This window comes from Vibrio sp. QJM3NY_35 (assembly GCF_057785915.1).
Genome location: NZ_CM173508.1, coordinates 1121072 through 1134923 on the forward strand (window position 1 = coordinate 1121072; position 13852 = coordinate 1134923).

Here is a 13852-nt window from a genome sequence, read left to right on the forward strand (position 1 = left end):
CACTATGAATATATCAAGAATTATCCTTATTGGTTGTGCCGTATTTGCAGTGATCAATGGCATTGGGTTGCGTGCCGAACATTCAGAAACAGTGAAAGAAAACGAGCTAGTCAATGTGCTCGACATTTCAGAACCACATGTTGTCAGTGACGCGGAAAGAAGAGCCAAAACCCTGCTTGCGAAGGCGGTGATACATGTGCAAAAGGATGGCGATGAGAGTGTGAGTGACTTCATGAGCGACCCTGAATATACAGACGGTGAGCTTTATGTGTTTGCTCTTGGTATTGATGGCCAATTCCTTGCCAGTGGCGGTTCTTCAATGGTGTTGGTGGGCGATAGCGTTTTGGACACTCAAGATGTTTATGGCAATTCTTTTTTCCGAGAAATGATCACTAAGGCTGTGCATAACGGTTTTGGCGAAGTTCAGTACCATTGGACAAATCCGACTGACCGTATGGGGGAGCCTAAGACCACCTTCTTTGAACGAGTGGGCGATGTGATTGTTGCCGTGGGGTATTACCCAGAACGCTCTAGTGCAACAGAAGCTAAGCGATTATTGGCGAGAGCGATGGCCGCGATAGTGGAATCAGAGCAGGACAGTCTCGCCGAGTTCAATGATACCGAAGGCAGCTTTGTTGAGGGGGACTTGTATGTGTTCGTGATGGATATGAGCTCTGGAAAGCTGCTCGCGCACGGTGTATCCCCTGAGCTTGTTGGGCGTTCGCACAACGAAATCCTAAGCCCTGACGATAAGCCAATTCTCACTGAGATGTTAAACCTAGCGAAAGAAAATGGCCGAGGCGTTTATACCTATCAATGGTTAAACCCGCTGTCGAGCAAAGTGGAAACCAAGCACACTTACTATCGAGTGATCGACAATAAGCTGGTTGGTGTTGGTTATTACACAAATTCAAACAACACGTAAAAGTGTTTCTACTGAGCCCTCAACCCAGTTAGATAAAGGGCTGGGGGCTCAAAATGCCGGTTTGTGTAAAAAAGCAATTTAGTAAAATTAACACTGTGAAATTTTTGTTGTGAAATTGTTTCTAAAATACAAGTAGTATGAAATACATGGAAGCAACACAGTAAAGAACAATTTTGAAAAGGGTCAATCAGGATTTTTGACCTACATGAAATTCAAAGCCGTAAGAGGGAAAGACTATGAATATGCTGACACTAGACAGAACAGAACTTCACAGAAACCATTCAACATTTATTGCTGAAGCTGTCTTTGCCGTAGAAATGGTGAAAGCAGACAAGCAGCTCGAAAAACAAAAAATGGCGAAACAGTTGCTTGATACTCTATTTCCTCTTGAGGCTGGTTCACACGAAGACGCAGTGAGCTACGAGATTGATTATCGACATGTTCAGGTTTACTTCGAAAACGGCGAGCACACCGGCCTGAAAAGAGCGAAGCACTTTGTCGCTTATGCGGGTGATAAATCTAAACCATCGTCAATTCTATTCCGAGACGAGAGCGGAACTCATGTTGAAGTGACGATAGGTGCTCGCAAAGGAACTGGTAATTTAGAGTTGGTGAACATCGAAGACATTCAATTAGAGACATGCACCATGTTTGGCCAAACTGAGGCGAACCTCTCTTCTGGTATTCGCCACTGGGTTAGCTTAGTGAAGGGTGATGAGAGCGGCCGACCAAGCGCATCGAGTGAAGATAAAGAGTTCACTGAAAAGAATGGCGAAGATTACAACCTAGGCTTTTGCTTCGCGATTTAATGTACTGCCTTTGAAATGTGCAGTTCTGTGGCGAGAAGCGTAGCAAGACATAGCACTGACATTTGAATACTGATTTCTCTTTTACCTTTGGTAATTTCCCCGCCCCTATAGCGGGGCTTTTTTATTAGAGCTATAAATAAATCAGGCTGTTGTTAATATTATCTGTAAAAAGTTTGTATGAGATTTTACGGTGCGTCATTTTAATTTAATGTATTGTATTTTAAGGTTTTTATCTGTTTATTTTATTCTGTTTTTATTGGGTTAACTATCACTATCAACGGTGGTTTGGGTAACTATTGAGCTAAAACTCAGTCAAAATGCTTCGACCTGTGCTATAATGCGCGCCTTGGGATTGAGCCAGTAAGTCCATTTATCACCAACCATTGTGATTTTTATCGCCTTTTATTTAGGTGGTGCGGCGAGCCAATCAAGTAGTAATTGGATATGGAGAGCGTCCTTATATTCGTTGATTCGGATATGTGAACATCATAATTTATGAGTTTTAAATCAAAAAAATACAGTATCGATTCTACTGACTATCAAGTTGGTCAAGATAACGTCAGTAAATGGGGCATGGATGTCCACAACACCGTCTTCATAGCCTCAGTAGGCTTATCTCTTCTCTTCATCATCACTCTTCTTGCTCTTCCTCCAGCAGACGCTAAAGCTGCTATTGATTCTATTAAGGGTGCTGTTTTATCAAAGTTTGACTTCCTGTTTATGTGGGGAGCTAACATCATGCTAGCGTTTGCTGTTGTTCTAGCATTTTCTCCGTTGGGTAAGATTCGCCTAGGTGGTGAAGACGCGACGGCGGACTATTCGATGTCATCTTGGATTGCGATGTTATTCGCAGCCGGTATGGGTATCGGGCTTATTTTCTGGGGTGTTGCTGAGCCAACCGCATTCTTCACTAACTGGTTCGGCACACCATTAGATGCGGAACCTTTTACAGAAGCAGGCCGTGAACTGGCACTAGGTGCAACCGTATTCCACTGGGGCTTTCATGCGTGGGCTATCTATGGCATGACGGCGCTTTGCTTGGCGTACTTTGTTTACAACAAAGGCTTACCATTATCAATGCGTTCTGTGTTTTACCCAATACTGGGTGAACGAGTTTGGGGTAAAACAGGTGATGTGATCGACGTACTAACCGTACTGGTTACTCTGTTTGGCCTTGCGACTTCATTAGGCCTAGGTGGCACACAAGCAGCAAGTGGTATCAGCCACGTGTTCGGCTGGGAAAACAACATCTTCCTTCAGCAATCTATTATTGTTCTGATTATGGGTTTAGCGATCATCTCTGTTCTTCGTGGTATGGACGGTGGCGTTAAGTTCCTAAGTAACCTGAACATGGTTATTGCGTTCGTATTCCTTGGTCTTATCGCTGTATTGAACTTTACGACAGTGCTTGATTCTGTGGCGACTGCGGCAACGGGCTATGTGAAAAACATCGTAGCTTTAAGCCAAAGTTCGGGTCGTGAAGACACAACATGGCTGCATGGCTGGACTGTGTTCTACTGGGCATGGTGGGTTGCGTATGCACCATTCTTCGGTATGTTCGTAGCGCGTATTTCTAAGGGCCGAACGGTTCGTGAGTTCCTACTTTGCGTATTGATTATCCCAACATTGGTAACGTCGGCTTGGATGTCGATCTTCGGTGGCGTGGCTATTGAGCAAGTAATTAACCATGTGGGACAACTTGGCCTCGACCAAGGCATTACAGACGTATCTCTAAGCTTGTTCTACATGCTAGATGCATACTCGTTCGGTAGCATTCTGTCAGTTCTCGCAGTCGCACTGATCATTGTGTTCTTCGTTACAACGCTAGACTCAGGCTCTATCGTTATCGATGGCATGACGGCGGGTGGTAAGCTTGAAGTGCCAGTGAAACAGAAAGTGGTTTGGGCGGTTATCTCAGGTGCAATCGCGATGGTGATGTTGTGGATTGGTGGTACTCAATCTATCCAAGCTCTGCAATCGATCACGATCATTGCTGCACTGCCGTTTACGATCATTCTTCTGATTGGTTGTTTCAGCTTGTTGAAAGGTCTACTGACTGAAGTAGATAAAGGACAAACAAGCGTTAGTGAAACAGCAAAATAAAGTCACTAAGCCGCTGAGTAAGTCTTTAGGTAATTAACGACTTATTCCAGAGGAAGCGTTATTTCAAAGCTCTCTTGCATCGTGTGTAAGGGAGCTTTTTTATGCCTGAGAAGAAATGACAGGTAAGAGAAAGAGACAAAAAAAGAGCCACAAGCGAATCGTCACTTGTGGCTCTTTTTAGTTTTAGGGCTTAGCTCTAGTGTACTAGCTACTAGCTATTAGCTTACACATTTAGCTCGTGTTGAATCACGTAATCTAGAGCACCAACGACAGCTGCGACTTGCGCATCGTTACACTCTTCATCCGTTACCTTGTCGCTGTCTGGGTAAACTTCTGTCGTTGTCCCGTACTTGCAGTTAGTTACGCCGCCACACAGGCCTAGCGCTTTCATTGGGTAGTTAATAACACCGTGCTGTGTCACCTCTGAGCCGATGATCTTACCGTCTGCATCTGCTGGGGCAATGTGGGTTACTTTTTCAACTGAAGCAATGACAGCCGCTTGGAATTCTGGCTGAGGGTTTTCTGTATCGCCAACCGTGTAGAAACCGTCTGGAATCATACCTTCGATGTACTCAATGCCATCACGAGCAGCAAGTGCCGGGCGGAATTCTGTTTCATCAGAGTCTGTCGTTTCATGTAGATCAACGTGAACCAACACTTCTGGTAAAGAAGCGACTAACGCACGTAGGTTCGCTGACTCTTCTGCTGGCGTACCGTCGTAGAAAGAGCGGTTTGGATCAACAGCATTTGGGTTCCAACGGTTGATCACCTCGTAACCCCAAGGGCTTACACAAGGTGCTACTACAATGTTGAAGTGTGCTGCGTATTTCTCTGCTTGGGTCGCTGCGAATTTGATAGCGCCATGTACACCACTGGTTTCGTAACCGTGAACGCCACCTGTAACAAGAATGGTTGGCTTTGACTCATCCCAGTTTTTGCTCTTAATTGCGAAAAGTGGGAAGCGAGCTTCGTCGTAGCTCAGTGCACCGTATTGTTCGATATCAAAACGGTCTGCAAGTGCTTTAATCTTTGGCACAACTTCTTGTTGGTATTCACGCTTAACTGTTCTTTGAGCAAACCATGCTTCACGTTCTGCTTGTTGCCACTTTTGTCCTGGCTTACCAATTGGGTAGGAGTATTCACTTTTCATCTATACTTCTTCTTTTATGTTCGCGAAAGATGAGGACAGACTAGTCCTGTCTAACAGAGACAGCAATAGAAAACACAACTTGTGACTTTATTTTTTACAGACTCATAACTTTGATGAGTGAATTGATGGTGTTACATTTTACCAATTGTTTAATCCCTTAAAAGAGACCATAAAATGGCTGGAGCAAGCTTATTAACGCTACTGGATGACATTGCAACCGTGTTGGATGATGTCGCACTGATGTCTAAGGTGGCAGCTAAAAAAACCGCTGGTGTGTTGGGGGATGATTTAGCGCTGAACGCTCAGCAGGTATCCGGTGTTTCTGCTGAACGAGAAATCCCAGTGGTTTGGGCGGTTGCAAAAGGCTCATTTAAAAACAAGCTGATTTTCGTGCCAGCCGCATTATTGATCAGTGCCTTTATTCCTTGGCTGATCATGCCTTTGCTTTTGATTGGTGGTCTGTTTCTTTGTTTTGAAGGGGCAGAGAAAATCTTAGAGAAGCTCGTTCCTCATGCTCATCAAGAGGCTGAAAAGGGAGAGGACACAAGTACTGGTGAATCCATAGAGGAATATGAGAAGAGGAAGGTCGCAGGCGCGATTCGTACCGATTTCATATTATCTGCGGAAATCATCGTGATAGCTCTGGGTACCGTGACGGGTACAAGTATCGTCACTCAGATTCTTGTCGTGAGTTTGACTGCGGTTGTGATGACGATTGGTGTTTATGGCTTAGTAGCAGGGATCGTTAAGTTGGATGATTTAGGCTTCTATCTGCAGCGAACATCGAATGGTAGTGGCATTAAAACCCGTTTGGGTAATGGGTTAGTCGCCTTTGCACCAAAGCTGATGAAGATGCTTGCTGTGGTCGGTACAGCTGCGATGTTCTTGGTTGGTGGCGGTATTGTGGTGCACAACGTTCCTGCGATTCACCATTTAATTGAACCGATTATTATGGATTTTAGTGGACATACGATTGCGACAGCGGTGGTACCGACGCTATTAAACGGTGTGATTGGGGTTTTAGCTGGCTTGATTGTCGTTGCTGTTTGGACTGCGATTGGAAAAATACGCGGTAAGTAATCGTTCATTATTATTTATAATAAGACAGTCTTTCATCGAAACAAAAAAGGGTCACCATAATTATTATGGTGACCCTTTTCGTTAAATGGAGGGCGTTTATTTAACAGCCCAAGCGCTTATTTTACAGACCAAGCAATCGTCTCGCCGCCACGGATTGGTACAACGATGTCTGAACCGAAAGGCATCGTTTCAGCAACATTCCATTCTTCTTTAACAAGAGTGATGGTGTCTGCATTACGTGGCATGCCGTAGAAATCCGGACCATTGTGGCTCGCGAACGCTTCTAGGTTCTCAATCTTGCCTTCTAAATCGAATACTTCAGCGTACAGTTCAACCGCAGCGTGTGCTGTGTAAGAACCTGCACAACCACATGCTGACTCTTTAGCACCTTTTGCGTGTGGCGCAGAGTCTGTACCCAAGAAGAACTTCTTGCTACCGCTTGTTGCCGCTTCGATAAGTGCTAACTGGTGTGTGTTGCGCTTAAGGATAGGTAGGCAGTAGAAATGTGGCTTAATGCCGCCAACCAACATGTGGTTGCGGTTATAAAGCAAGTGGTGAGCTGTGATGGTTGCCGCTACGTTCTCGTTAGCGTTCTTAACGAAAGTCGCTGCATCTGCAGTCGTGATGTGCTCTAGAACGATCTTGAGGTTAGGGAAGTCGTTAACAATCGGTGCTAGAACCGTGTCTAGGAACTCTTTTTCACGGTCAAAGATATCAACATCGTGAGCCGTTACTTCACCGTGTACAAGCAGCAACATACCCACTTCTTGCATCGCTTCTAACACGTGGTAAATCTTTTGAGCTGAAGTTACGCCTGAATCCGAGTTTGTCGTCGCGCCAGCAGGGTATAGCTTCGCCGCTACAACAGCGCCAGATTCTTTCGCTTTGCGAATTTCGTCAGGTGTTGTGTTGTCTGTTAGGTAAAGTGCCATTAGAGGCTGGAACTGTTCACTTGGCTGCTCTGCCATGATGCGTTCACGGTAAGCAAGAGCCATTTCGGTATCGGTTACCGGTGGGATGGTGTTTGGCATGATTAACGCTCGACCATTGTAGCGGCTGATATCGCGGACTGTATCTTTTAATACTTCTCCATCGCGTAGATGAACGTGCCAGTCGTCAGGACGAGTAATCGTAAGTTGTGTCATTGAAGGCTCCCACCATTTGAAGTGTTATGTAGTTGGAGCCTAAACTCGGCGAAATCTGTGAAAGCAATCGCTTACGTTTAGGCGACAGGATGATAGTGGAAAAGCACTTTCATTTCATCCTATTTTTAACTCTTCAGGGTTAGGAGCTTGTTTTTCTTCGTATTTTATTCGGTATTTATTTTTGAAGATGGATTATCGAGTCGCTACCCACAACCCGTGGATCATGCCCGGGACCCAGAAGAAGAAAGTGAGGATGATGTTGATCAAAAGGTCTTTGCCTGCACCTCGTGCGAAAAACACACCCAAAGGAGGAAGCAGTACACATAAAATGATAATGACGAGTTTGTTCATGATAAATCCTTTTTATTCAATGAAAGTTCAATGCACTAACTGTATTCACAGTATAGAAGGTCTGGAGAGTGTTAATGCATTGCTGTCTTAATGTATAGAAGATAGTCGTTTAAACATCTCAAGATATTCGCTTAGTATCAAGTGTTTAATGGTGAATATATAATTCCTTTGCATGATTCAACTAGGCATGGTGGGCTTTGCGTGATCAGTTGATGCTAACTTTGTTGTTATGTATTTCGGTATGTTAACGGCGTACTCATCAGAAGCTAATATTAAACATGAAAAAACATACTACAAATAACATATTGTTATTTCTTTTCGTTAGCGTGCTATACGGATGTGGAGCGGAAGGTAATAACACACCTAGCAATCAAGAGGTTGATCCAGCCTCACCAAATACCGAAACGTTATATCAAGCAGTTGATGCGATACGTACAGGACCTTTATCTGAAACGTTCTATTTAGACCTTTCGAACAATATAAGTTCTAATGATGGTAGCGAAGTTTCAGTTATTCATGTTGCTTCAATGAGCTCCGATAGATTTTGTGCTCCAATTTCCGTAGACGATAAAGGTTTCACTATAGATGCGACTTCAGCGAATGTCTGTGAATATCGCTATAGTGTGGGGGCAAAGAGTACTAGAAGCATTACGCCAATGGCTATGGCCGAGACTGAAGAGAGTGCTTCAACGTCAACGTCAACGGCTACGGCTAGAGCCGCTGTCGGTGAAACTGTCACAATACTAGCACCGCTGTCTTCCGTAACTTCAGAAGGCATCGCAATTCCCATTGATGTTTCAAATGGTGGTGCCATCGACACAGGCGTTTATACCTTGTCTAGCGACGTCACTATGCCTTATGGCGCTGATTCAGGGTCAAGCGCGGTTGCTTCCCCGTCAACAAATAAGATCACTTATACACCGGGCGCAGGCTTTTTAGGTGTAGAACGTATTTCTTACAGCTACAGCGATGGCACCAACATTCTAACCGGTGACATTGATGTCTCTGTTTCAACCAGCAGTAACAATGCACCAACGAGCAGTAATTTCCAATTTCAAGACTCAGTAACGGGTTCTACTCTCGTAGAGAACGGAGCTTTAATAGCTATCGATGTATCAAGTTTTGTCTCGGATGCCGATGGAGATGCTGTGACTCTGCAAGATGTGATCAGTTATGACGCTACTGTCTCAGTCACAAGCGACTCGACATTAGAGTTCAGTTCAACGGTGTCAGGTGTGCATTATGTCACCTATGTTGTATCAGACGGCAAAGGTGGTTACAGCTCCGCAGTCGTCAGTGTCACAATTGAACCTCAGCCTTCAATGGTAAGAGATTGGCAAGATATAACGTACAACGACACCGCTAATACTACTGATGTAACCATTACGGCGCCTATGTCTAAAGCCGAAGCTGACTACGTTAGATTGCCATATTCTGACACGCATATTGGAGATGGAGTACACAGCCCTGCGTATAGTGAAATAACCCTTCATTCGTTCGATGAGGCAATGGAAGTCTGTAAATCAATGGGTGGGCGTCTACCAACTCAAGGGGAGCTTGAGCAGTCAATTCAGCTTTTTCGATCCAATAATTGGCCAACGGATGGTAGCTACTGGGTTGGTTCAAGAACAGATCAAGGAATAAACCTCATAGGGGCTGACCAAGGCTGGTCTATTGATATTTCACCCACAAATGTAGTGACTGTATCTCAAGAGTTGAGGCCAAACCCTAATTTGGTCACGTGTATGCTATACGACTCTCCAGAGGTGCGTCGATATTCCATCGACGAAACTAGCCGACAAGTGGTAGACGGTAAAACTCGATACCGATTTCAAGTACTGACACCTGATCTTCAGCCCGCGCACTACGCCAAAAATGTTTATGTGACTGCGGGCATCGAGAAGAATGGATACTTCAAGCAAGAGTACTACGATACCGATGAGTTTGGTTGGGTTGATGCTGACTATACGGACCTCTCTTTCGAAAACAACGTTGGTGTGGTGTCCGTCTACGACATTGTCAAAGAGCAACTTATTAGTATCGATAGTGAAGCTGCTGTATTGAGTGTAAAAGATGCGGGTTCATGGAACCGGAGGATTACGGAAGGAAGCGGCATACCTGCTGTAGACGCCAATTTCGGTTTGCCCGTGACGTTTGAGGGTAAAAAAATCACGTCAGTTTACAACGTTCAGTCTTATACCGGGTCAACATTAATCGGTCGTTATTACAGCTACCAAAATGTTGGTGTCGGAGACGGCAAATACTCATTTTATCTTCAACAAGTGGGCGATACGCCGACTAGTACTTGGGGACAAGAGATCTGGAGGCCGGGTGGCCCAGCCAGTAAAAACTTTGAAGTGGTTATCGATATATATGAGAAAAAACTGAGTATATTTATTGATAGCAATACGCCTAAATATACGGTATCCGATATTAATCTACAGGGAAATCGATATGTTTGGTTTGAAGTGAAAAAAAATCGATTCAAGCTTTATACCTCATTAGTATCAGAAAAACCTGAAACATCACTATTTGATTTTGAAATGGATTGGGGATTGATCGACCCAAATTCTGAATATTGGATAGGTTTTGGCGGACGTTCATATTATGCGGCCGAAACCTATATTAATGAAGCCAGCTTTCGTGCGGAATTATAACGCGGACAAGCCAGTTAAATAACCTAATTACTTTTTATATAAAGACTTAGAGATTTCAATTTTAGCCTTTCCAATGATAGAAGGCTAATCGCAATTTAGAGCGTAGTTATGCTGAATAGAAGTTTATTATCAATTATTTTATTAACAACACTATCTGGGTGTAATGGTGGTGAATCTAATTCTGGAGCGGCTTCCGGTCCCAATAACGGTAGTGTTATCTACTACGTGCAAGATAAAATGGTGGAATCTGGAATAAGCCAGCAGTCATTGTACATCGATCTTTCTGAAAATATGGAGGCTTCTGATGGTAGTGCTACTGCACTAATGGGCGTGACGCCGTTATCGCAAAACCCCGAGTGTACCGTCGTGTCGCAGGATAGTCATGGATTTAGTATAACTGCAGATAGCGCTAAAGCGTGTGATTATCATTTCTCGGTGGGAGGGGGAGAGGTTGCCCAGAAAACAAGCTTGGTTAACGCGACACGTTATTCGTCAACCAATGATGGATTATCTTCGGCTACTACTCGTGCATTGGTGGGTAATACGACTGAACAATTGATTCCAATTCACAGCCAAACTCAAGTGAACACAAGTAAACCTATCAATGTTACGTATGAGCTCGCTAAGGTGGGTGGAGAGATCGATACGGCCGATTTTACATTGGACTCTGTGACGTTACCCGACCAAGGGATTACAGGCTCAAGCGCAACATTTGATAGTGCGAATAACACGATCACTTATACCCCTGGTAATAGTTTTGTTGGCGTAGAGCGTATTAACTATAGCTACTTAAGTAACGACTCAAGCAGTGTGGCGGGTGGAATCATTGATATTGGTGTCTCGGTGGACTTAAACAGCCATCCAGTTGCCGACCAATACGAGCATCCGAGTTTAGTTAGAGTGAACACGCCGACAATCATCGATTTATCGAGTGTGATAAGCGACCCAGATGGGGACGTTCTGCAGCTAATTGATGTGTTTGGTTACAACTCGACGAATATCATTCAGCCGGGGCTTACATCTAACTTTGACTCGAACTCATTCACGTTTGAAACCAGTCAGTTTGGTGACCACTACCTAAGTTATACCGTGACGGACAAAAATGGTGGCTATGCATCATCAACGATCAAAGTTAACGTCGAGACTGATATTAGTGTTCTTCAAAGTTGGGACGATATAACTATCACGGATCCACATATCAGTGCTCCAATTACCTTTACTGCACCTATATCCCTCGCATTTGCTGAGCTAGAAGGTGTTTCTTTTCATGAGGAACTCGTAGGGAACGGTATAAAATCACCAAAAGGTGAAAGTTATATATCAATGACATATGGTGAGGCTTACCAACGTTGTCTAGATATAGGTGGAAGGCTACCTATAGAACGTGAACTAAGAACATTGTACTCCACCGTAGGAAAGCCTTATCAATCACATGGCTGGCCAACCGAGGAAGATTTTTGGTTAGCAGACAAAGTGGCGCAAAATCAAGCGAAGACATTCAATTTATTTATTAACAACGATAACGTAGCGCAAACAGATGAACCGTTTGAAGGGCGACTAGTAACGTGTGTATTACTTGACTTTGAAGCGGTAAAAAACTTTGCAGTCAGGGATCTTGTTATTTCTGACCGTCAAGTAGATGGGAGTTACATTTTAAGTGCAAGCACTTATGACCCAGATGGCAACCTAGCACCGTTTCAAAAGGTAAACGTAAAGGTAGAGATCGAAACAAAGGGGGACGTATTAGAAGATGTGATTACGTCTGATATATCCGGTGATTTTGATGTTACCTACTTTGATTACTCGATGGAAAATAGCTTTGTTCGTAGCAGTATTCACAATGAACTTGCTTATGGCGTTGTAGAGCCAGAAAGAGGTACCCTCGATGTTGCGACGCCTTCGAATTGGTCTCGATTGGCTCTCAAACATCAACCTAATGTTCAAAGTGCATTACGTCCGCACACCGCGGCGGGACTTCCGGTTATGTTTAACCAAGTCCAATGTACCAATCTTTATTCTGCCCAGGCGTATCAAGGTTCAGAGTTTATAGGGGAGTTTATTGTTGAGTCACCAACTAATACCATCGTCTCAGGGAAATACTCATTCTATGTTCAACAGGTTAGAGGGGACGTTCCACAGGCATCATGGGGATCAAGTCACACGCAGCCTGGAGCGCCTAATTCGACAAAAGTATTTTCTATCGTCATAAATGTATGGAATGCAAGAGTTGAAATTTTTGATGGTTATGGAAACAGCATCGCCGTGTATAACGCGGACTTATCGGGAGAACGCAAACTGTGGTTCGAAAGCCGCGATGGTAACTTCTCTGTATATACTAGTAATGGTCTGATTGGGGAGAAACCTTCGACTTCGGTTATCACTTTGCCAATGCCATGGGAAAATATTGATGAAAATTCTTCTTACTGGATTGGGTTTGGAGGCTATAGCGGGAACGACACCGACGGTACGAATGCTGTTGTAAGTTCAGCAAGGTTTTCATCATTCAGCAAAAACTAGAATCGTAATTCAATAGAATATCAATTTGGAAAGCCACCTATTTATATAGGTGGTTTTTTTATGCGTTTGAAATTTAAAAATTAGGGCGTGTTGACCTTTCGTGGTTAAATTTTGTTCGAGATAAAAGCGTTTTAATCGCGGCGAGGGGGAAGTAGCCTAGCACTCTAAGTAAATCCCCCTCAACAAAGAGTAAAACGCTTTTAGCCGAACCCTTCGGGCAGCGTTTGCTGGCCATTTCTACTACGTTATCGGCTTCTCATGTAGGCTAGCTACACATCGACGCCTCTGCCTTGTATAAATACCCAGCAACTCGCTGCAAAAATCAGCTCGAAAGATCAACACGCCCTAGTAATTAGGAATGAAATACTCGTTATTTTTCTAATCCAAATAAATTAAAGCATTGGTTCTGATTATTGTTTTGTATGGTCAATTATCCACTAGGCATATCGATTACAAAATAAAATTAACCTGCTAACCCCAAATGCTATGAGGTGGATATCATAGCACTCTTTCCTTGGCATGAAGCCAACGAAGTATTTACATAAATATATAAAAGGAAAACATAGTGAAAAATCTAACACTAATTACGCTACTGTCAGCAATCGCGGCAACACCAACATTTGCAGCTTCAGGTGATACTTCAACCGGTTCGGCGGTATTTAGTGGTTTCGTCCCTGGTTTTGTTCCAAATGGTGACATTCTAGTAACAGGCGCAGGTGGTAATACCGACTCTGCATCATACGTAGGCACTTTGCAGGTAAACTCAGACGGTACATTTGAAACGACCAAGCCGGTTGTTCTAGAAGCTCACGATTACACAGGTGCGGTTCTTGGTGCAAAAGTGCCAGCAAACTGGACAGTATCTCAAGTGACTGTACTTCCAGCAGCTATGGCTGAAGTTCAACCGAATATTGTTGTAGGTGATATGAAAACGACAACTGAACTGACCAACGCCGATATTCTGGCTGCGACACAACTTTCTGCGGGTGAGGATATTCAGTTGTATGTTGCAAACCAAACCGCGCACAGCGTGCCTGATGATATCACTGGTACAGAAGTTATCGTGAACGTCGATATGATTGCCACCATGCCTTAAGAATTACATATTTATTTAT

General features: G+C 43.8%; 10 protein-coding genes. 7 read left to right on the plus strand and 3 right to left on the minus strand.

Features of this window, described 5'->3' with window-relative positions; translation table 11 throughout:
* Positions 1-4 precede the first annotated feature (4 nt).
* The 3 genes from AC3CH3_RS20375 (at position 5) to AC3CH3_RS20385 (ending at position 3837) form a co-directional block, all read left to right on the plus strand.
* Positions 5-925, plus strand: coding sequence for a cache domain-containing protein (locus AC3CH3_RS20375; RefSeq protein WP_488538253.1), 921 nt, complete (start codon positions 5-7; stop codon positions 923-925).
* Positions 926-1161: 236 nt separating this feature from the next.
* Positions 1162-1734 (plus strand): aldolase/citrate lyase/malate synthase family protein, encoded by a 573-nt coding sequence (locus AC3CH3_RS20380; protein ID WP_488538254.1) that lies wholly within the window; start codon positions 1162-1164, stop codon positions 1732-1734.
* A 495-nt stretch (positions 1735-2229) separates the two neighbouring features.
* Complete coding sequence (locus AC3CH3_RS20385; protein ID WP_488538255.1) at positions 2230-3837, plus strand: BCCT family transporter; 1608 nt, start codon at positions 2230-2232, stop codon at positions 3835-3837.
* 223 nt (positions 3838-4060) lie between these two features.
* Here AC3CH3_RS20385 and AC3CH3_RS20390 read toward each other — a convergent pair whose 3' ends face one another.
* Positions 4061-4987 carry a M14 family metallopeptidase gene (locus AC3CH3_RS20390; RefSeq protein ID WP_488538256.1) on the minus strand — a complete coding sequence of 309 codons (927 nt, stop codon included), beginning with the start codon at positions 4985-4987 and terminating at the stop codon, positions 4061-4063.
* A gap of 174 nt (positions 4988-5161) precedes the next feature.
* On the opposite strand from AC3CH3_RS20390, the gene AC3CH3_RS20395 reads away from it, so the two are divergent.
* On the plus strand, positions 5162-6067 hold the full coding sequence (locus tag AC3CH3_RS20395) for a DUF808 domain-containing protein (protein ID WP_488538257.1): 906 nt from the start codon (positions 5162-5164) through the stop codon (positions 6065-6067).
* Positions 6068-6183: 116 nt separating this feature from the next.
* Here the strand turns inward: AC3CH3_RS20395 and pyrC are convergent, their stop codons facing one another.
* Positions 6184-7212 carry a dihydroorotase gene (gene pyrC, locus AC3CH3_RS20400; RefSeq protein WP_009845762.1) on the minus strand — a complete coding sequence of 343 codons (1029 nt, stop codon included), beginning with the start codon at positions 7210-7212 and terminating at the stop codon, positions 6184-6186.
* Between the two features lie 192 nt (positions 7213-7404).
* The gene (locus AC3CH3_RS20405; protein WP_102423260.1) at positions 7405-7563 is read right to left on the minus strand and encodes a YqaE/Pmp3 family membrane protein; all 159 of its coding nucleotides are present in this window, start codon (positions 7561-7563) and stop codon (positions 7405-7407) included.
* A 278-nt stretch (positions 7564-7841) separates the two neighbouring features.
* Between AC3CH3_RS20405 and AC3CH3_RS20410 the strand changes: the two genes are divergently transcribed.
* The 3 genes from AC3CH3_RS20410 (at position 7842) to AC3CH3_RS20420 (ending at position 13833) form a co-directional block, all read left to right on the plus strand.
* Entirely contained in the window at positions 7842-10220 is a 2379-nt protein-coding gene (locus AC3CH3_RS20410; protein ID WP_488538258.1) for an Ig-like domain-containing protein, read from the plus strand.
* Between the two features lie 108 nt (positions 10221-10328).
* Complete coding sequence (locus AC3CH3_RS20415; RefSeq protein WP_488538259.1) at positions 10329-12737, plus strand: adhesion domain-containing protein; 2409 nt, start codon at positions 10329-10331, stop codon at positions 12735-12737.
* A gap of 565 nt (positions 12738-13302) precedes the next feature.
* Positions 13303-13833, plus strand: coding sequence for a hypothetical protein (locus AC3CH3_RS20420; RefSeq protein ID WP_488538260.1), 531 nt, complete (start codon positions 13303-13305; stop codon positions 13831-13833).
* The last annotated feature ends 19 nt before the right edge of the window (positions 13834-13852 follow it).